General features: G+C 65.8%; 17 protein-coding genes. 14 read left to right on the top strand and 3 right to left on the bottom strand.

The genetic code is table 11. The annotated features are described in order from the left end of the window. The first annotated feature begins 22 nt into the window (after positions 1-22). The 3 genes from MNAB215_RS27130 (at position 23) to MNAB215_RS27120 (ending at position 2022) form a co-directional block, all read left to right on the top strand. Positions 23-439 carry a PaaI family thioesterase gene (locus tag MNAB215_RS27130; protein ID WP_077081521.1) on the top strand — a complete coding sequence of 139 codons (417 nt, stop codon included), beginning with the start codon at positions 23-25 and terminating at the stop codon, positions 437-439. Between the two features lie 37 nt (positions 440-476). Beyond that, a complete protein-coding gene (locus MNAB215_RS27125; RefSeq protein WP_217348952.1) occupies positions 477-1295 on the top strand; it encodes an NmrA family NAD(P)-binding protein in 819 nt (272 codons plus the stop codon). A gap of 298 nt (positions 1296-1593) precedes the next feature. After that, complete coding sequence (locus tag MNAB215_RS27120; protein WP_077081520.1) at positions 1594-2022, top strand: cellulose-binding domain-containing protein; 429 nt, start codon at positions 1594-1596, stop codon at positions 2020-2022. Between the two features lie 25 nt (positions 2023-2047). On the opposite strand, the gene MNAB215_RS27115 is transcribed toward MNAB215_RS27120, so the two are convergent. From MNAB215_RS27115 to MNAB215_RS27105, 3 genes are all read right to left on the bottom strand, one after another. Next, a complete protein-coding gene (locus MNAB215_RS27115) occupies positions 2048-2854 on the bottom strand; it encodes a DUF6065 family protein (RefSeq protein WP_077081519.1) in 807 nt (268 codons plus the stop codon). A 99-nt stretch (positions 2855-2953) separates the two neighbouring features. Next, the gene (locus MNAB215_RS27110; protein WP_077081518.1) at positions 2954-5827 is read right to left on the bottom strand and encodes an MMPL/RND family transporter; all 2874 of its coding nucleotides are present in this window, start codon (positions 5825-5827) and stop codon (positions 2954-2956) included. After that, the gene (locus MNAB215_RS27105; protein ID WP_077081517.1) at positions 5824-6252 is read right to left on the bottom strand and encodes an MmpS family transport accessory protein; all 429 of its coding nucleotides are present in this window, start codon (positions 6250-6252) and stop codon (positions 5824-5826) included. The genes MNAB215_RS27110 and MNAB215_RS27105 overlap by 4 nt, the downstream gene beginning before the upstream one ends. Before the next feature lie 660 nt (positions 6253-6912). On the opposite strand from MNAB215_RS27105, the gene pyrR reads away from it, so the two are divergent. From pyrR to coaBC, 11 genes are all read left to right on the top strand, one after another. After that, positions 6913-7488 (top strand): bifunctional pyr operon transcriptional regulator/uracil phosphoribosyltransferase PyrR, encoded by a 576-nt coding sequence (gene pyrR / locus MNAB215_RS27095; protein ID WP_077082377.1) that lies wholly within the window; start codon positions 6913-6915, stop codon positions 7486-7488. After that, entirely contained in the window at positions 7485-8459 is a 975-nt protein-coding gene (locus tag MNAB215_RS27090) for an aspartate carbamoyltransferase catalytic subunit (protein WP_077081516.1), read from the top strand. The genes pyrR and MNAB215_RS27090 overlap by 4 nt, the downstream gene beginning before the upstream one ends. Further along, the gene (locus MNAB215_RS27085) at positions 8456-9748 is read left to right on the top strand and encodes a dihydroorotase (protein ID WP_077081515.1); all 1293 of its coding nucleotides are present in this window, start codon (positions 8456-8458) and stop codon (positions 9746-9748) included. The genes MNAB215_RS27090 and MNAB215_RS27085 overlap by 4 nt, the downstream gene beginning before the upstream one ends. Continuing rightward, entirely contained in the window at positions 9745-10257 is a 513-nt protein-coding gene (locus tag MNAB215_RS27080) for a PH-like domain-containing protein (protein WP_077081514.1), read from the top strand. The genes MNAB215_RS27085 and MNAB215_RS27080 overlap by 4 nt, the downstream gene beginning before the upstream one ends. 49 nt (positions 10258-10306) lie before the next feature. Further along, on the top strand, positions 10307-11428 hold the full coding sequence (gene carA, locus MNAB215_RS27075; RefSeq protein ID WP_077081513.1) for a glutamine-hydrolyzing carbamoyl-phosphate synthase small subunit: 1122 nt from the start codon (positions 10307-10309) through the stop codon (positions 11426-11428). Next, entirely contained in the window at positions 11428-14805 is a 3378-nt protein-coding gene (carB, locus tag MNAB215_RS27070; RefSeq protein WP_077081512.1) for a carbamoyl-phosphate synthase large subunit, read from the top strand. Before carA ends, carB begins: the two co-directional genes overlap by 1 nt. Continuing rightward, a complete protein-coding gene (gene pyrF, locus MNAB215_RS27065; protein WP_077081511.1) occupies positions 14802-15629 on the top strand; it encodes an orotidine-5'-phosphate decarboxylase in 828 nt (275 codons plus the stop codon). Before carB ends, pyrF begins: the two co-directional genes overlap by 4 nt. 422 nt (positions 15630-16051) lie before the next feature. Continuing rightward, positions 16052-16369 (top strand): integration host factor, actinobacterial type, encoded by a 318-nt coding sequence (mihF, locus tag MNAB215_RS27060; protein WP_003407240.1) that lies wholly within the window; start codon positions 16052-16054, stop codon positions 16367-16369. 61 nt (positions 16370-16430) lie between these two features. Beyond that, positions 16431-17057 (top strand): guanylate kinase, encoded by a 627-nt coding sequence (gmk, locus tag MNAB215_RS27055; protein WP_077081510.1) that lies wholly within the window; start codon positions 16431-16433, stop codon positions 17055-17057. Between the two features lie 76 nt (positions 17058-17133). Beyond that, complete coding sequence (gene rpoZ / locus MNAB215_RS27050) at positions 17134-17466, top strand: DNA-directed RNA polymerase subunit omega (RefSeq protein WP_077081509.1); 333 nt, start codon at positions 17134-17136, stop codon at positions 17464-17466. Between the two features lie 72 nt (positions 17467-17538). Further along, a complete protein-coding gene (gene coaBC / locus MNAB215_RS27045) occupies positions 17539-18789 on the top strand; it encodes a bifunctional phosphopantothenoylcysteine decarboxylase/phosphopantothenate--cysteine ligase CoaBC (protein WP_077081508.1) in 1251 nt (416 codons plus the stop codon). The last annotated feature ends 26 nt before the right edge of the window (positions 18790-18815 follow it).

Genomic DNA, 18815 nt, shown 5'->3' with positions numbered 1-18815 from the left:
TGGATGACAAGGAAAGAGGAGCATGCCTTCCGCCGAGTCGCCGGTTAACCCGGTGGATCAGCCATTGCCCGGGTTGCCCGGCATGCTCGGTATCCGGGTAACCCATCTCGATCCGAGCTATGTCGAAGCCACTCTGACCGCTACGGAGTCACACAGGGTACCGGGCGAAAGTCATGTTCATGCCGGCGCCGTGGTGACGCTGGCCGACACTGCGTGTGGTTACGGTTGTCGCGCAGCGCTTCCCGGCGGGGCAAATGGATTCGTCACCCTTGAGTTCAAGTCCAACCACGTGAAGGCGGCGATGCCCGGAGATCGACTCGTCTGTGTGGCCACGCCGGCGCATGTTGGTCGGCGGACCCAAGTTTGGGACGCGGTCGTTACTGTCGGCACCGCAACTCGGCCGATCGCAATGTTCCGCTGTACTCAACTGGTGCTTTGACTCAACTGAACAGGCTTGCGTGAGTGGGGGCGATGCAGTGACCAGCAATAACGATTTGATTCTTGTCACCGGCGCTACCGGAAAAACCGGTACACAGACGGTCCGACTTCTCCGTGAACAAGGTCTGCGCGTCCGCGCACTCGTGCGAACTCTGGATGATCGCGCAGGCAGATTACGTGAACTGGGCGCCGAGGTGGTCCGGGGCGATCTGTTGAACTTTGCGTCAGTTCAAGCGGCGACAGCCGATGTGCACGCTGCCTATTTCAGCTACCCGCCCGGCCCTGGGTACATTGAAGCCGCCGTGAATTTCGCTCAGGCCGCGAGCGACGCGCGTGTGCATGCGGTGATCGAAATGTCGCAGATTGGGGTACGGCCCAACACCACCCACATCGGTCTGCAACACTGGCTCGTTGAGCGATTGTTTGATCGCACACCGCTTGTCATCACGCACCTGCGGCCTACCTTGTTCATGAACTGGCTCAACAACTTCTGGATTCGCTCCGGTACCAAGGGCATCTTGCGATTGCCGCTCGGTGATGTCCGCCATGCTCCCATTGCCATCGAGGATCAAGCGAAGGTAATTGTGGCGATCCTGCAGGACCCGGATCCGCACGACCGGCAGATCTATGAGCTCTTCGGTGCTGAAGAACTCGATTGGTACGCCATTGCGGCGAAAGCCCAAGACGCGCTGGGTATCCCGGTGCATTACGAGCCGATCGAGATTTCGACGATGGTCGCCGCGCTGACTGACCGCGGTGTGGACTCCGATAGGGTGCACCACCTGGCCAGGGTGACACAGGATTACCGGGATGGCTTTTACTCCGGATTCAACAACCTCGTCGAGGAGATCACCTGATCCAAAGCATCGACCGTTGAAGAACATGTCGCGGCCACGCGTGCCGCCTTTGACACAGACGGCGAGCTTGCGATCACCGATGCGCGTCCGTCCGCGACCTAGTACTGCCCCAGCGGTCCTACTGCGGCTTCCCCTGCTCCAGCTCGACAATCCGCGCACTGGGTGACCGCGCAGATCAAGAGTGGGTATCGGTGTGTCGAGGCGTAAATTTCATCACGGTTTCGGTTGAGCAAAGGTACTGCAGCGTGCCCGCGATGCGAGGGCCGATATCGGCTGTTTGGCTTTAGTGTTGGCTGTTATGGCAGGACTGAATTACCACGTGAGGCACTGGCGGACAGCGCTTCACGTAACCGTGTCGGCATCGATCGTTGCCATCCTCGGACTCGCCATCACCCCCGTAGTTCATGCGGCGGCGGCCGCGGCGACGTTGTCGGTGGAACATACGTGGCAGACCGGTTTCATCGCCAACTTCGCCATCACCAACGCGAGCATGACGCAGCTCTCCGATTGGAGGCTCGAATTCGACTTGCCGGCGGGAGAAGGTATCTCGCACACGTGGAATAGCACCTTTGCGCAATCTGGTACTCATTTTGTGATCACCCCCGCGAATTGGAATCGCGTCATTCCACCCGGTGGTTCAGCCACCGGTGGTATGAGAGGCGTGCTGACCGGTTCCTACTCACCACCGTCGAATTGTGTGCTCAACGGGCAAGTTCCTTGCACCTAGAGCCGACTGCGCACCTGTGGCTGACCTACTGGGGCGTGTCGTGTTGCGGCTTCTCCTGCTCTAGCTGAACAAACGGTCGAAGATGACGGCGCGTCTGGTGATCCGGTGCTCCGGCCTCGCCGTCGAAGTGTCTACCCCGCGTGTAGTCGCCCTGCCACTCCACCCGCTCACCCGCGGCGACCCTCGCCACCTGCTCGGCTTGCTTGGCCACACTGCGCGAGCGAAGGAAGGACTCATGCTTGCGCTGCAGATCCTCATCGGATTCGATGCGCCTGAGTTCGGGGGCGAACTCTTCCAGCTCGCCTCGACGCTGCGGGACGATCAAGCAGATCGGCTCGTCGACCTCGAAGCGCACCGGCATCAATTTGCGAGTGAGTTTCCAATTCATGCTGAAACTCTGACTCGCCCAATCGGTTTCGACAACTCCCTCTAGTGGACTGATGGCGTCCTTGGGATAGTTCGCCGGTCCGCGGGCCAACAGGTTGTAGCCCTCCGGGGTGCGGAACAGGATCGGCAGACGCCAGCTCAGGATGCCGTTGCCGAAATGACTGACCGGCAGCAGCTGACCGGCGTCGTGCTTGTCGGGTTGGATCAGCACGTCCATGCCGTCCTGGTCGAACCAGGTCGCGGTGAACGCGGATGGGTTGCGCAGCTCCCAACCGCTCTGGTTGGCGATGAGCATCGGCAAGCACCGACTGGGCCAACCCTTATTCGCCTCTGACTGCTTTGCCATCCACGTCCGGCTCGGCGACGCGGGGGTGATCTGCGGCGCGTTGTCTGCGGTGATGAACCCGATCAGGGGGCGGACCGGCCTGTTGGACTCGTCGCTCATCTGATCCTCGGTTGGCTAGGGCATCCGTTGCCACAGATGTCGGAATCCTTCGGCGGCTTCGGCCTCTTGGTGACAGTCAGACAGTGTACTTACCGCCCGTCAGGGGGCGGCGGTCACCGCTTTTGCCGGGCGCCCCGCGTCGGGGCAGGTACGAGCAGCCGGGGTAGCGGCGTGGACGCGTACCCGACGGGGCCACCAGAACCAGCGGCCCAGCAGCGTCGCGGCGGCCGGCATCATGAACGATCGGACGACAAGGGTGTCGAACAACAGGCCGATCATGATCGTCGTGCCGATCTGGCCGACGACGCGCAGATCGCTCGAGACCATGGCGCCCATCGTGAACGCGAACACCAGGCCGGCCGTCGTGACCACCGCGCCGGTACTTCCCATCGAGCGGATCATGCCGGTTTTGAGGCCCGCCCCGATCTCCTCGTTGAAACGGGCCACCAGCAGCAGGTTGTAGTCCGAACCGACGGCGAGCATCACGATGATCGCCATCGCCAGCACCAGCCAGTGCAGCGGCATGTGCAGCAGGTGTTGCCAGATCAGCACCGATAGCCCGAACGACGAACCCAGCGACAGAGTGACCGTGCCGACGATCACAGCGCTGGCCACCACGCTCCTGGTGATGGCCAGCATGATCATGAAGATCAGGCACAGCGCCGCGACCGCGGCAATCAGCAGGTCGTACAGGGAGCCGTCCCGCATGTCCTTGAAGGTCGCGGCCATGCCCGTGAGGTAGATGTTCGCGGCCGCCAGCGGTGTTCCCTTCACGGCTTCCTCGGCGGCCTGCCGGATGCTGTCGATGTGCGAAATGCCTTCGGGTGTCGAGGGATCGCCCTTGTGAGTGATGATGAACCGCGCCGAGCTGCCGTCGGGGGACAGGAACAGGTTGAGGCCCCGCTGGAAGTCCGGATTCTCGAAGGCTTCGGGCGGAAGGTAGAAGAAATCATCGTTTTTCGCCCCGTCGAAGGCTTGTCCCATGACAGTCGCGTTGCGCGTCATGGCGTCCATCTGCGTGATCATCCCGGAAAAGGTGCTCGCCGCCGTCTGCGCAAGGTCCTTCACCGTCTGCATCGCCGCGATCAGCGGCGGCAACTGCGCCAGCATCTGGGGCACGACCGCGGCGAGCCGGCCGGTGGCGTGGGACAGCGCCCCCAGATCGTCGCTGAGCTTGTCGATGCCGTCCATGCCGTCGAACACCGACCGCAGAGACCAGCACAGCGGAATGTCGAAACAGTGCCGCTCCCAATAGAAGTAGCTTCGCACCGGTCGCCAGACGTCATCGAAATCGGAGAGGTGGTCGCGTATCTCGTCGGCGGTGGCATGCATCCGGCGCGTGTCGCCCGCGACGTCGCGCGTCACGTCGGAGAGCTCGCCCATCAAGCCTTCGACGTGTCGGGAGATGTCGATCATGTGCTGCAATTGATCGGTGATCCTGGTCATGTCGGCGACGCGGTTCCGCAGGTCCTTCAGGTTCTCGATCGCCAGGCCGCTTTGCGCGCTCATCTGAAAAGGCAGCGACGCGTGATCGATTGGAGATCCCAGCGGCCGAGTGATGCCCTGGACCCGCGCGATGCCGGGCGTGTGAAAGACATAGCGGGCGACCCGGTCCAGCACCAGCATGTCGGTCGGGTTACGCAGGTCGTGATCGGCCTCGATCATCAACAGTTCCGGTTCCATACGGGCCTGCGGGAAGTGCCGGTCGGATGCCTGGTAACCGATGTTGGACGGGGTATCGGTGGGGATGTAGTAGCGCCCGTTGTAGCCGGTCTCATACGCGGGCAACGCGGCCAGCCCGATCATCGCTACCAGCACCGAGCCGACCAGTACCGGGCCCGGCCATCGGACGACGATCGTGCCGATCCGGCGCCAGCGCCGGGTGTTCATCTTCTGTCTGGGGTCAAATGCCCCGAATGTGCTGGTGACGGCGATGACGGCCGGCGCGAGGGTAAGCGAGGCCACGATCACGACGAGGATGGAGATCGAGCAGGGCGATCCGAGGGTGTTGAAGACCGGAAGCCTGGTGAAGCTCAGGCAGTACATCGCCCCGGCTACGGTGAGACCCGATCCGACGATCACATGGCTTGTCCCGTGAAACATGCTGTAGTACGCGGCTTCTCGGTCCAGTCCAGCCGCGCGCGCTTCCTGATAGCGACCGATCAGGAAGATCGCGTAGTCCGTCGCGGCGGCTATCGTCAGTGCCACCATCACATTGACGGCGAAGGTGGACAGGGCGATGACGTTGTGGTCGGCCAGGGTAGCGATGACACCCTGCACCGCGAGCAGTTCAACCCCCACCGTCAGCAGCACGAAGAGAACCGTTGTCACGGACCGGTAGGCGATGAAGAGCATGATCGCGATCACGACGACGGTGATGAGGGTGATCTTCTGCAGGCTGCGGTCGCCGTAGGTGGCCTGATCGGCCGCGAGCGGACCGGGGCCCGTCACGTAGGCTCTGACCCCGTCCGGCGGCGGCACGCTGTGCACGATGCGTTCCAACGCTGCGACGGATTCATTTGCCCGCGAACTACTTTGGTCACCCGCGAGATATAACTGGACATACGCGGCCTTGCCGTCGGTGCTTTGCGAGCCGGCCGCGGTCAGCGGGTCGCCCCAGAAGTTCTCGACGTGTTCGATGTGGGTCTTGTCTTCGGACAGCCTGGCGATCAGCATGTCGTAGTACCGGTGTGCGTTGTCGCCCAGCTTGTCTCGCCCCTCCAGCACGACCATCGCGGTGCTGTCGGAATCGAACTGCTGAAAGTTCTTGCCGACGCGCTTCATGGCTGTCAGCGACGGCGCATCGTGCGCACTCAACGAGACCGCATGTGCGCTGGCGACTTCGGCCAACGGCGGCGTCACGATGTTCAACGCCGCGGTCAGCACGACCCAGAAGACGATGACCGGGATCGCCAGCCAACGGATCAACCGGGCGGCGGTGGACAAGAATCCACCGTCGGGTTCGGTGCTCACGCGGATTTCACCAGGCAGGTGGTCTGGGCGTGGTGAGAATTGACCAGAAGCTGGTCGCGGACCACACCGTTGACGATGATTCGACAGCCGAGGCTCTCACTGTTGCCCTGCGCGACGATGTGGGCGATCACCGCGCTGACTGTGGTCTCGATCGGGAACGACCACGGAATCGTCGCGCTGTCGACCTCGCGCGGCTGGGCGTTGGCATCCAGATAGTTGATGGTCGCGGTCGTCCCCGCCGGGCCGAAGATCTCGTAGACCACGCGCTTGGGGCTGATCGCGACGATCGCGTCGGCGCTGCTGGGATCTGAAACATGTTGATCTGAGCCGAAAACGCCATGCAGCCTCGAGACCGTGACGCCGCCGGTCACCGCGACGACGACCATGACGATCGGTATCCAGGTGCGTGTGATGAGGCGGCCCATTGCGCTCGTCCTACGGCGCGAGCGTCGCGCGGTCGGCAAACCCAGGGCCTCGAGCGCCTGGATTTAGGGCATGCGGAGTCAAGCTGCGCAAGGCAACTCCTATTCGGCGCAATAAAAGAACGGGCAGCGCAGTCCAGTGCTGTCTGCGTTAGGAATCTTCGCATTACGCAGCAACTCTCGCAACAAATAGCGATGGGTTAATTCGCGCGGTCGCAGCCATGAATACCTCGGCCGCATCCGTCCATTCGAGTCCGCGTCCCTAGGTCAGCTGCTAGGTGCACCGGGCCAGCTCAATGCCGAGAACCGGGGTTGGCGCAGGCACGGTTCAGCGCACGGGCGCGGCGACGCCGATTCAGCTGCCGGCCAGTTATCCGTAACCTTCCATTACGCGCGAATTGCCCCGTCCGGCCGAGTGTCGACGAGTCGCAAATAATTTATGTGATTTGCGCTACACGCATTTACCGACGACCATTCTTTCCGATCGTCCAATGCGGATTAGATGTGAAATGAAAATCGCGTGTCGGCGGCGGCGGACCGGCGGTCGGGACCGGGTGGGCGCGTCCCGCTTCGTCGCACCGGAACGGGAGGGCTACGCTGCCCGGCAGTCGACATCCTTTAACGATCCGTCCGGAGAGGCGGAGAAGGAGGTCAATGTCTGTCATGAGTGCCGCGGGGGATGCCGCCACTGGCAGGGAATTGATGTCTGCGGCCGACGTCGGCCGCACCATTTCGCGCATCGCGCATCAAATCATCGAAAAGACGGCACTCGACGGTGCCGATGGGCCACGGGTGGTGCTGCTGGGCATCCCGACGCGCGGGGTGATCCTGGCCCAGCGACTCGCCGCGCACATCGGCGAATTCAGCGGCGTGGACGTGGGCCACGGCGCCCTGGACATCACCCTGTACCGCGACGATCTGATGCAGAAGCCGCCCCGGCCGCTGGAGGTCACCTCGATCCCGGCCGGCGGAATCGACGACGCGCTGGTGATTCTCGTCGACGACGTGCTGTATTCGGGACGCTCGGTGCGCTCGGCCCTCGACGCGCTGCGCGATGTGGGCCGGCCGCGGGCCGTCCAACTCGCAGTCCTGGTCGACCGCGGCCATCGAGAGCTACCCGTGCGCGCCGACTATGTCGGCAAGAACGTGCCGACCTCGAGCAGCGAGAGCGTCCACGTCCAACTGCGCGAACACGACGGCCGCGACGGGGTGGTCATTTCCCGGGATGGTGCCGAATGACGAGGCACCTGCTGGCCGCCGGCGACCTGAGCCGCGACGAGGCCACCGCCATCCTCGACGATGCCGATCGGTTCGCGCAGGCGCTGGTGGGCCGCGAGGTCAAAAAGCTGCCGACGCTGCGCGGCCGCACCATCGTCACCATGTTCTACGAGAACTCGACCCGCACCCGGGTGTCTTTCGAGGTGGCGGGCAAGTGGATGAGCGCCGACGTGATCAACGTCAGCGCGTCCGGATCGTCTGTGGGCAAAGGTGAATCGCTGCGCGACACCGCACTGACGTTGCGCGCGGCCGGCGCCGACGCGCTGATCATCCGACACCCGGCTTCCGGTGCCGCGCAGCTGCTCGCCGAGTGGACTTCGGACGTCGAGGCGGACGGCGCGGGCCCGTCGGTGATCAACGCCGGCGACGGTACCCACGAGCACCCGACCCAGGCGCTGCTGGACGCGTTGACCATCCGCCAACGGCTCGGCGGTATCGAAGGCCGGCGGATCGTGATCGTCGGCGACATCCTGCACAGCCGGGTGGCCCGTTCCAACGTCATGCTGCTGAGCACGCTGGGCGCCGAGGTGGTGCTGGTGGCGCCGCCGACGTTGTTGCCGGTGGGCGTCGACGGCTGGCCGGTGACCGTGGCGGGCGAGTTCGACGCTGAGTTGCCCGCCGCCGACGCGGTGCTGATGCTGCGGGTGCAGGCCGAGCGGATGAACGGCGGCTTCTTCCCGTCGGTGCGCGAATACTCGTCGCTGTACGGGCTTTCCGATCGCCGCCAGGCGCTGCTGCCCGGCCACGCGGTGGTGCTACATCCGGGGCCGATGTTGCGCGGCATGGAAATCGCTTCTTCGGTGGCCGACTCATCGCAATCGGCTGTGCTGCAACAGGTTTCCAATGGTGTACACGTGCGGATGGCGGTGCTGTTCCATGTGCTGGTCGGCACCGATTCTGCGGAGCAGAGGGTAAAAGAGGTTGTCAAGTGAGTGTCCTGCTTCGCGGGGTCCGGTTGTACGGCGAAGGCGATCGCGTCGACGTCCTGGTCGACGACGGCCAGATCGCCGACATCGGTGCCAAACTCGCCATTCCCGACAGTGCCGATGTCATCGATGCCACCGGCCACATCCTGCTGCCGGGATTCGTCGACCTGCACACCCATTTACGTGAACCGGGCCGCGAATACGCTGAAGACATCGAAACCGGTTCGGCGGCAGCGGCTTTAGGCGGATACACGGCGGTGTTCGCGATGGCCAACACCAATCCGGTCGCGGACAGCCCGGTGGTCACCGACCATGTCTGGCACCGCGGCCAGCAGGTCGGTCTGGTCGATGTGCATCCCGTCGGCGCGGTCACCGTTGGCCTGGGCGGCACCGAGCTGACCGAGATGGGCATGATGGCCGCCGGCGCCGCGCAGGTCCGCATGTTCTCCGACGACGGCGTCTGCGTGGACGATCCGCTGGTGATGCGGCGCGCCCTGGAATACGCAACGGGCCTGGGCGTCTTGATTGCCCAGCACGCCGAGGAGCCCAGGCTGACCGTCGGCGCGGTGGCACACGAAGGGCCCACGGCTGCCCGGCTGGGGTTGGCGGGATGGCCGCGCGCGGCCGAGGAATCGATCGTCGCCCGCGACGCACTGCTGGCTCGCGACGCCGGCGCCCGGGTGCACATCTGCCACGCCTCCACGACCGGCACCGTTGAGCTATTGAAATGGGCTAAAGAACAAGGCATTTCGATCACCGCCGAAGTCACCCCGCATCATCTCCTGCTCGACGACACCCGGCTGGCAAGCTACGACGGAATCAACCGGGTCAACCCGCCGCTGCGCGAAGCCGCCGACGCGATCGCGCTGCGTCAAGCGCTGGCCGACGGGGTAATCGATTGCGTGGCCACCGACCATGCCCCGCACGCCGCGCACGAGAAGTGTGTGGAGTTCTCCGCCGCGCGGCCCGGCATGCTCGGACTCCAGACGGCGCTGTCGGTAGTGGTGCAGACCATGGTGGTGCCCGGGCTGTTGACCTGGCGCGGCGTCGCTCGGGTGATGAGTGAAAACCCGGCGCGCATTGTGGGATTGCCCGATCAGGGCCGCCCGCTCGAGGTCGGGGAGCCGGCCAACCTGACCGTGGTGGACCCCGACGCCACCTGGACCGTCGCCGGGCCCGAACTGGCCAGCCGGTCGGCCAACACGCCCTACGAGTCGATGACGCTGCCCGCCAACGTGACCGCGACCCTGCTTCGCGGGAAGATCACCGCCCGGGATGGGAAGAGCCCCGCATGAACTCAGGCACGCTGGTGGGGTCGCTGATTTTTGCGGCCGTACTGGTAGTGGTGATCGCCATCGTGATCCAGTTGATGATGTTGGGCTGGCGCCGGCGCGCGCAACGACAAGAGGAGCTGATCGGCAACCTGCCCGAGGTGCCGATCGAGGTAGGCGCGGCGATCACCACGCTTCGGGGTGTCTACGTCGGCTGCACGCTGGGAACGGAAACCCTTGGCGCCGAATGGACCGAGCGGGTTACCGCCGGCGATCTCGGGTACCGCAGCAAGGCCGTGTTGAGTCGCTATCCGGAAGGCATTCTGCTGGAACGCATTCGAGCCAACCCAATCTGGATTCCACAGGACTCGATTGCCGAAGTGCGCACGGAGCGGACAATGGCCGGAAAGGTCGCGGCCCGCAATGGAATACTGGCCATCCGATGGCGGCTGCCATCGGGCGTCGAGATCGAGACCGGCTTCCGGGCCGCCAATCGAGACGAATACGACGGCTGGCTCGAGGAGGCCGCGTGACGCGCGCCGACGACGATGCAGAGCGTAGCGATGAAGAGGAGCGGCGCCCGTGACCACAGCAGCCCAACTGGTACTGGAAGACGGCCGCGTCTTCACCGGAACGCCGTTCGGCCAGATTGGCCAAACACTCGGCGAGGCAGTCTTTTCCACCGCCATGTCCGGCTACCAGGAGACGCTTACCGACCCCAGCTATCACCGTCAGATCGTGGTGGCAACCGCCCCGCAGATCGGCAACACCGGCTGGAACAACGAGGACGCCGAGAGCCGCGGTGACAAGATCTGGGTCGCCGGTTACGCGGTTCGTGACCCGTCGCCACGCGCCTCCAACTGGCGGGCGACCGGGACGCTGGAAGACGAACTGGTCCGCCAGGGCATCGTCGGGATCGCCGGCATCGACACCCGCGCCGTGGTGCGGCATCTGCGCAGCCGCGGCTCGATGAAGGCCGGGTTGTTCTCCGGTGACACCCTTGCCGAGCCGGCCGAGCTGACCGAGCGGGTCCGCAACCAGCAGTCCATGCTGGGCGCCGATCTCGCGGGAGAGGTCAGCACCCCTGGCGCATACATCGTGGAATCCGATACACCGCAACGATTTACGGTCGCCGCGCTGGACCTTGGGATCAAGACCAATACCCCGCGTAACTTCGCCAGCCGCGGCATCCGCAGCCACGTGCTGCCGGCCTCGACGACCTTCGAGCAAATCGCCGACATCAAGCCGGACGGCGTGTTCTTGTCCAACGGGCCCGGCGACCCGGCGACCGCCGACCATGTCGTCGCGCTCACGCGGGAAGTGTTGAGCGCCGGAATCCCGTTGTTCGGTATCTGTTTCGGCAACCAGATCCTGGGCCGCGCGCTGGGCTTGTCGACGTTCAAGATGGTCTTCGGTCATCGCGGGATCAACATCCCGGTGATCGACCACGCCACCGGCCGGGTCGCGGTGACCGCGCAGAATCACGGTTTCGCCCTGGAGGGGGAGGCCGGTCAGTCCTTCGACACTCCGTTCGGCCCGGCGCTGGTCAGCCACACCTGCGCCAACGACGGGGTGGTGGAAGGCGTCAAACTCGCTGACGGACGGGCATTTTCGGTGCAATACCATCCGGAAGCCGCCGCCGGCCCGCACGATGCAGAGTATTTGTTCGACCAGTTCGTCGACCTGATGGCGGGGGGACGCTAATGCCACGGCGGACTGACCTCAAGCACGTGCTGGTGATCGGCTCGGGGCCGATCGTGATCGGGCAGGCGTGCGAATTCGACTACTCCGGCACCCAGGCCTGCCGGGTGCTGCGTGCCGAGGGGATACAAGTCAGCCTGGTCAACTCCAACCCGGCCACCATCATGACCGACCCCGAGTATGCCGATCACACCTACGTCGAGCCCATCACCGCTGCCTTCGTGGAGAAGGTGATCGCCCAGCAGGCCGAGCGCGGCAACAAGATCGACGCGCTGCTGGCCACGCTGGGCGGGCAGACCGCGCTCAACACCGCGGTGGCGTTGCACGACAACGGAGTCCTGGAGCGCTACGGCGTCGAACTCATCGGCGCCGACTTCGAAGCAATTCAGCGCGGCGAGGACCGGCAGCGCTTCAAAGACATCGTCGCCAAGGTCGGCGGTGAATCCGCCCGCAGCCGAGTGTGTTTCACCATGGACGAGGTCCGCGAAACGGTTGAAGAACTCGGCCTGCCCGTCGTGGTGCGGCCCAGCTTCACCATGGGCGGGCTGGGCTCGGGCATGGCGAACTCCGCCGAAGAGGTGGACCGGATGGCCGGCGCCGGCCTGGCGGAATCACCCAGCGCCAACGTGCTGATTGAGGAATCGATCTACGGATGGAAGGAATTCGAGCTCGAGCTGATGCGCGACGGCAACGACAACGTGGTCGTCGTGTGCTCGATCGAAAACGTCGATCCGATGGGCGTGCACACCGGCGACTCGGTGACCGTCGCGCCGGCCATGACGCTGACCGACCGGGAATACCAGCGGATGCGCGACCTGGGCATCGCGATCCTGCGCGAGGTCGGTGTCGACACCGGCGGCTGCAACATCCAGTTCGCGGTGAACCCGGTCGATGGCCGGCTGATCGTCATCGAAATGAACCCGCGGGTATCCCGGTCGAGCGCGTTGGCGTCCAAGGCCACGGGTTTCCCGATCGCCAAGATCGCCGCCAAGCTCGCCGTCGGCTACACCCTCGACGAGATCGTCAACGACATCACCAAAGAGACGCCGGCCTGCTTCGAGCCGACCCTGGACTACGTCGTGGTCAAGGCGCCGCGGTTCGCGTTCGAGAAGTTCCCCGGCGCCGACCCGACGTTGACCACCACGATGAAATCCGTCGGCGAGGCGATGTCGTTGGGCCGCAACTTCATCGAAGCGCTCGGCAAGGTGATGCGGTCGCTGGAGACAACACGCGCCGGATTCTGGACCAAACCGGACGCGGCGGGCGATGCCGAAGAGGTGCTGACCCGGCTGCGGACCCCGACCGAGGGCCGGCTCTACGACATCGAACTGGCGCTGCGGCTGGGTGCACCGGTGGAGCAGGTCGCCGAAGCCAGCGGTGTCGACCCGTGGTTCGTCGCGCAAATCAGCGAGCTGGAAAAGCTGCGCGACGAACTGGTGAGCGCGCCGGTGCTCGACGGCGACCTGCTGCGCCACGCCAAGCACAGCGGGTTGTCCGACCGTCAGATCGCCGCGCTGCGGCCGGAATTGGCCGGCGAAAATGGGGTGCGGTCGTTGCGTGAGCGGCTCGACATTCATCCGGTGTACAAAACGGTGGACACCTGCGCCGCGGAGTTCGAAGCCAAGACGCCCTACCACTACAGCAGCTACGAACTCGACCCGGCCGCCGAGACCGAGGTCGCCCCGCAGTCCGAGAAGCCCAAGGTGTTGATCCTCGGGTCGGGGCCGAACCGGATCGGCCAGGGCATCGAATTCGACTACAGCTGCGTGCATGCCGCAACGACCCTGTCGCAGGCGGGTTTCGAGACCGTGATGGTCAACTGCAACCCCGAGACGGTGTCCACCGACTACGACACCGCCGACCGGCTGTATTTCGAGCCGCTGACGTTCGAGGACGTCCTGGAGGTGTACCGGGCCGAGGCGCAGTCCGCGCTCGGCGGCCCGGGAGTCGTCGGCGTGATCGTGCAACTCGGCGGACAGACACCACTGGGCCTGGCGCAACGGCTCGCCGACGCCGGGGTGCCGATCGTGGGCACCCCGCCGGAGGCCATCGACCTGGCCGAGGACCGTGGCGCGTTCGGCGATGTGCTGGCCGCTGCCGGGCTGCCGGCGCCGAAATACGGCATGGCAACGACTTTCGCGCAGGCCCGCCGGATCGCCGACGAGATCGGTTATCCGGTGCTGGTGCGGCCCTCGTATGTGCTCGGCGGCCGGGGTATGGAGATCGTCTACGACGACGAGACACTGCGGGACTACATCACCCGTGCCACCGAGCTGTCCCCGGAACACCCGGTGCTGGTCGACCGTTTCCTCGAGGACGCGGTGGAGATCGACGTCGACGCGCTGTGCGACGGCGCCGAGGTCTACATCGGCGGCATCATGGAGCACATCGAGGAAGCCGGCATTCACTCCGGCGACTCGGCGTGCGCGCTGCCGCCGGTCACGCTGGGCCGCAGCGACATCGAGAAGGTGCGCCGGGCGACCGAGGCCATCGCGCACGGCATCGGCGTGGTGGGATTGCTCAATGTGCAGTACGCCCTCAAGGACGACGTGCTCTACGTCCTGGAGGCCAACCCGCGGGCCAGCCGCACCGTGCCGTTCGTCTCCAAGGCCACCGCGATTCCGCTCGCCAAAGCGTGTGCCCGAATCATGTTGGGCACCAACATTGCTCAGCTGCGCGAGGAGGGAATGCTGGCGGCGTCCGGCGATGGCGCGCACGCGGCCCAAAACGCCCCGATTGCGGTTAAGGAAGCCGTGCTGCCCTTCCACCGGTTCCGCCGCGCCGACGGATCGGCCATCGATTCGCTGCTCGGCCCGGAGATGAAATCGACCGGCGAAGTAATGGGGATCGACCGCGACTTCGGTACCGCCTTCGCCAAGAGTCAGACCGCGGCCTACGGGTCGCTGCCGGCCCGTGGCACCGTGTTCGTCTCGGTCGCCAACCGCGACAAACGTTCACTGGTGTTCCCCGTCAAACGGCTGGCCGACTTGGGTTTCCGCGTGCTGGCCACCGAGGGCACAGCGGAGATGTTGCGCCGCAACGGGATTCCCTGCGACGAGGTCCGCAAGCACTTTGAGCCCCCGCAGCCGGGCCGTCCGGCGATCTCCGCGGTCGAGGCGATCAGGGCGGGCGAGGTCGACATGGTGATCAACACGCCCTACGGCAACTCCGGCCCGCGCATCGACGGCTATGAAATCCGTTCGGTGGCAGTGTCGGTCAACATTCCTTGCGTGACGACCGTGCAGGGGGCGTCGGCCGCCGTTCAGGGCATCGAAGCGGGGATCCGCGGCGACATCGGCGTGCGGTCGCTGCAGGAACTGCACAGCGCGATCGGTGCCCAGAGTGCCGGATCGACCGCTTCCGGTGGAGGCGCCGAGTGACCGGATTCGGCGCGCGGCTGACCGCGGCGAAGCTGAGCCGCGGCCCACTGTGCCTGGGTATCGACCCGCATCCCGAGCTGCTGCGGGCGTGGGACCTGCCGACCACCGTCGAGGGGCTGGCCGCGTTCTGCGACATCTGCGTCGAAGCATTCGCGGGTTTTGCCGTCGTCAAACCGCAGGTGGCGTTCTTCGAGGCCTATGGGTCTGCCGGGTTCGTAGTGCTGGAAGGCACCATCGCCGCGCTGCGCTCGGCCGGGGTGCTGGTGCTCGCGGACGCCAAGCGGGGCGATATCGGGACGACGATGGCGGCCTACGCCACCGCCTGGGCGGGCGATTCGCCGCTGGCCGCCGACGCCGTGACCGCATCGCCGTACCTGGGGTTCGGCTCGCTGCGCCCGCTGCTGGAAACCGCCGCCGCCCACGACCGCGGGGTTTTCGTGGTGGCGGCCAGCTCCAATCCCGAGGGCGCGACCGTGCAGCGTGCCACCTTCGACGAGCGCACCGTGGCCCAGCTGGTCGTCGACCAGGCCGCGGTGGTCAACCGGTCCGCCAACCCCAACGAGCCGGGATACGTCGGTGTGGTGGTCGGTGCGACCGTTTTCCAGGCGCCCGACGTGAGCGCGCTGGGCGGACCGGTGCTGGTGCCGGGCGTCGGCGTCCAGGGCGGGCGCCCCGAGGCGCTGGCGGGCCTCGGTGGGGCCGCACCGGGCCAACTGCTGCCGGCGGTGGCGCGTGAGGTGCTGCGCGCCGGGCCGAATGTGGTCGATCTGCGGGCCGCGGGTGAGCGAATGCTGGACGCGGTGGCGTACCTGTCGGTGCTCTGACCCGCCTTTCGCGACGCTGCGACGATCGTCGACCCCCGCTGACCACCGGCGCGACACGCGCGACACGCATGAAAAATCCTTGATCCGGGGCGCGAGACCTCGCGGCTACCTGTCGACTTCGCTGGTGGCCTCTCGCGAGGAAGCGCGCAACGTCGGCCCGGCCGTCGGCAAAACCGCAGGTGAGAGCCGTGATCGCGGGGTGTCGGACGGGGGCTGCCGCCCGCATCGAACGCCGCCTGGAAGGGCCCCCAGCGATGCCGTGCACGGTCCTGGTGGACGTCACCCGACGCGCCCACGCTGGGCATTTACCCCCCTAACCAGGGGGTCGGGTTAGATTTCGTCAGGAACCGTGAGTACGGTCGTCTGCGCTGGGGCTGAAGGCCCCGGCAGAGACAAAATGATGGATCAGATACGGAGGAATCGTGGCCCTTCCCCAGTTGACCGACGAGCAGCGCGCGGCCGCGTTGGAGAAGGCGGCTGCCGCACGTCGAGCGCGAGCAGAGCTCAAGGACCGGCTCAAGCGCGGTGGCACCAACCTCACGCAGGTGCTCAAGGACGCAGAGAGCGATGAAGTCCTGGGCAAGATGAAGGTTTCTGCTCTTCTCGAGGCACTGCCCAAGGTGGGCAAGGTCAAGGCGCAGGAAATCATGACCGAACTGGAAATCGCTCCGACCCGCCGGTTGCGCGGTCTGGGCGACCGGCAGCGTAAGGCGCTGCTGGAAAAGTTCGGTTCCGCCTAACTCACAGCCCCGCGACGATGCAGGCCGGATGGCCTGTGGGGGTACCGACCCAGGAGCGTCAATGAGCTCCAGCGGGGGACCGGACATCGCGCACGGGGCACGTCCCGAGCCGACAGGCGCAGGGCGTGTCGTGGTGCTGTCCGGTCCCTCCGGGGTCGGGAAGTCGGCCTTGGTTGGGTGCTTGCGCGACCAAATCCCCAATCTTCATTTCAGCGTCTCGGCCACGACGCGGGCGCCGCGGCCGGGTGAGGTCGACGGCGTCGACTACCACTTCGTCAGCTCCGCTCGCTTCCAGCAACTCATCGACGACGGTGACCTGCTGGAGTGGGCAGAAATCCACGGTGGCCTGCAGCGATCCGGCACGCTGGCCGAGCCGGTACGGACCGCCACCGCGAGCGGCCTTCCCGTACTCATCGAGGTCGATCTGGCCGGGGCCAGGGCCATCAAGCAAGCGATGCCCGAGGCCATCACGGTGTTCCTCGCGCCACCCAGCTGGGCAGATCTGCAGGCCAGGTTGGTCGGCCGGGGCACCGAAACGCCCGAGGCCATCCGCCGCCGCCTGGACACCGCCCGCATCGAATTAGCAGCTCAGGATGACTTCGACCGAGTCGTGGTCAACAGGCAATTGGAGTCTGCCTGCGCCGAATTGGTATCCTTGCTGGTGGGAAACGCACCTGGCCCGGCATGAGCCGCCTCGCCAGACGCGCGTAAGCATCACCTTCACACAGTTTTCAACCGCTCTGAGCGCCAGGAGAAAGTCTTAAGTGAGTAATTCGCAGTCCGACGCGTCGCTGACCACCCTGCCCGCCATGGATCAGTTCGATCCGTCGGCAGGTGGACAAGGCGCCTACGACACCCCACTGGGCATCACCAACCCGCCCATCGACGAGTTGCTGGACCGCGTGTCCAGCAAATACGCCCTGGTCATCTACGCGGCGAAGCGAGCCCGGCAGATCAACGATTACTACAACCAGCTGGGCGAGGGCATCCTCGAATACGTTGGTCCGTTGGTCGAGCCCGGCCTGCAGGAAAAGCCGCTGTCCATCGCGATGCGCGAGATCCACGCCGACCTGCTCGAACACACCGAGGGCGAGTAACAGGACGGAGCCGGGCGCGCTGTGATCAGCTCTGAGAGCCGCTACCAAGCCGTCCGAGAAGGGCCGGCGTAGATGGATCGCAAGCGGATCGTCGTCGGCGTCGCCGGTGGTATCGCCGCCTACAAGGCGTGCACCGTCGTTCGCCAGCTCGCCGAGGCCGGCCACGAGGTCCGCGTCGTCCCGACCGACTCCGCGTTGCGCTTCGTCGGTGCCGCCACCTTCGAGGCGTTATCCGGTCAGCCGGTGCACACCGGCGTCTTCGCCGACGTGCCCGAAGTGCCGCACGTCCGGCTCGGCCAGCAGGCCGACCTGGTCGTGGTGGCACCGGCCACCGCCGACCTGCTGGCCCGGGCCACCCACGGCCGGGCGGACGATCTGCTGACCGCGACCCTCCTGACCGCGCGGTGCCCGGTGCTGTTCGCGCCGGCCATGCACACCGAGATGTGGTTGCACCCGGCCACCGTCGACAACGTGGCCACATTGCGCCGCCGGGGCGCAGTCGTGCTGGAGCCCGCGTTTGGACGGCTCACCGGCGCCGACAGCGGCAAAGGGCGGCTGCCCGAGGCCGAAGAGATCACCACGCTCGCGCAGCTACTGCTGGAACGCCATGACGCCCTGCCCTACGACTTGGCCGGCCGCAAGGTGCTGGTGACCGCCGGCGGCACCCGCGAGCCGATCGATCCGGTCCGCTTCATCGGCAACCGCAGTTCTGGCAAGCAGGGCTACGCCGTCGCCCGGGTTGCTGCCCAGCGCGGCGCCGAGGTCACGCTGATCGCCGGGCACACTGTTGGACTCATCGACCCCGCGGGGGTGGACGTCGTCCAGGTCAGCTCGGCGCAACAACTGGCGGACGCCGTCTCCAAGCACGCCCCGGGCGCCGACGTGCTGGTGATGGCCGCCGCGGTCGCCGACTTCCGGCCCGCCCAGGTTGCCGCCGCCAAGATCAAAAAGGGCCCCAACGATCAGGACGACCCGCCGACGATCGACCTGGTCCGCAACGACGACGTGCTCGCCGGTGCGGTCCGCGCCCGCGCCCACGGCGAGTTGCCCAACATGCGGGCCATCGTGGGCTTCGCCGCCGAGACCGGCGACGCCAACGGCGATGTGCTGTTCCACGCGCGAGCGAAGTTGCGGCGCAAGGGCTGTGACCTGTTGGTCGTCAACGCGGTGGGCGACGGCCGGGCGTTCGAAGTCGACAACAACGACGGCTGGCTGCTGGCGGCCGACGGCACCGAGGCGGCGCTGCAGCACGGCTCCAAGACGTTGATGGCCAGCCGCATCGTCGATGCGATCGTGACGTTCCTCAACAGCGATGCCGGGTAGGGCCTGCCGATGGCCGCTGCGCAAGG

It is taken from the genome of Mycobacterium numidiamassiliense (assembly GCF_900157365.1).
Classification (GTDB): Bacteria; Actinomycetota; Actinomycetes; order Mycobacteriales; family Mycobacteriaceae; genus Mycobacterium; species Mycobacterium numidiamassiliense.
Note: the sequence above shows the minus strand (reverse complement) of the source record. Positions and strands in the feature narration are given on the sequence as shown.

What these genes read in the sequence shown, in the direction of transcription:
- MNAB215_RS27130 (WP_077081521.1), top strand. Translation starts at nt 23, where the DNA reads ATGCCTTCCGCCGAGTCGCCGGTTAACCCGGTGGATCAGCCATTGCCC.
- MNAB215_RS27120 (WP_077081520.1), top strand. Translation starts at nt 1,594, where the DNA reads ATGGCAGGACTGAATTACCACGTGAGGCACTGGCGGACAGCGCTTCAC.
- MNAB215_RS27115 (WP_077081519.1), bottom strand. Translation starts at nt 2,854, where the DNA reads ATGAGCGACGAGTCCAACAGGCCGGTCCGCCCCCTGATCGGGTTCATC.
- MNAB215_RS27105 (WP_077081517.1), bottom strand. Translation starts at nt 6,252, where the DNA reads ATGGGCCGCCTCATCACACGCACCTGGATACCGATCGTCATGGTCGTC.
- pyrR (WP_077082377.1), top strand. Translation starts at nt 6,913, where the DNA reads ATGAGTGCCGCGGGGGATGCCGCCACTGGCAGGGAATTGATGTCTGCG.
- MNAB215_RS27090 (WP_077081516.1), top strand. Translation starts at nt 7,485, where the DNA reads ATGACGAGGCACCTGCTGGCCGCCGGCGACCTGAGCCGCGACGAGGCC.
- MNAB215_RS27080 (WP_077081514.1), top strand. Translation starts at nt 9,745, where the DNA reads ATGAACTCAGGCACGCTGGTGGGGTCGCTGATTTTTGCGGCCGTACTG.
- carB (WP_077081512.1), top strand. Translation starts at nt 11,428, where the DNA reads ATGCCACGGCGGACTGACCTCAAGCACGTGCTGGTGATCGGCTCGGGG.
- gmk (WP_077081510.1), top strand. Translation starts at nt 16,431, where the DNA reads ATGAGCTCCAGCGGGGGACCGGACATCGCGCACGGGGCACGTCCCGAG.
- coaBC (WP_077081508.1), top strand. Translation starts at nt 17,539, where the DNA reads ATGGATCGCAAGCGGATCGTCGTCGGCGTCGCCGGTGGTATCGCCGCC.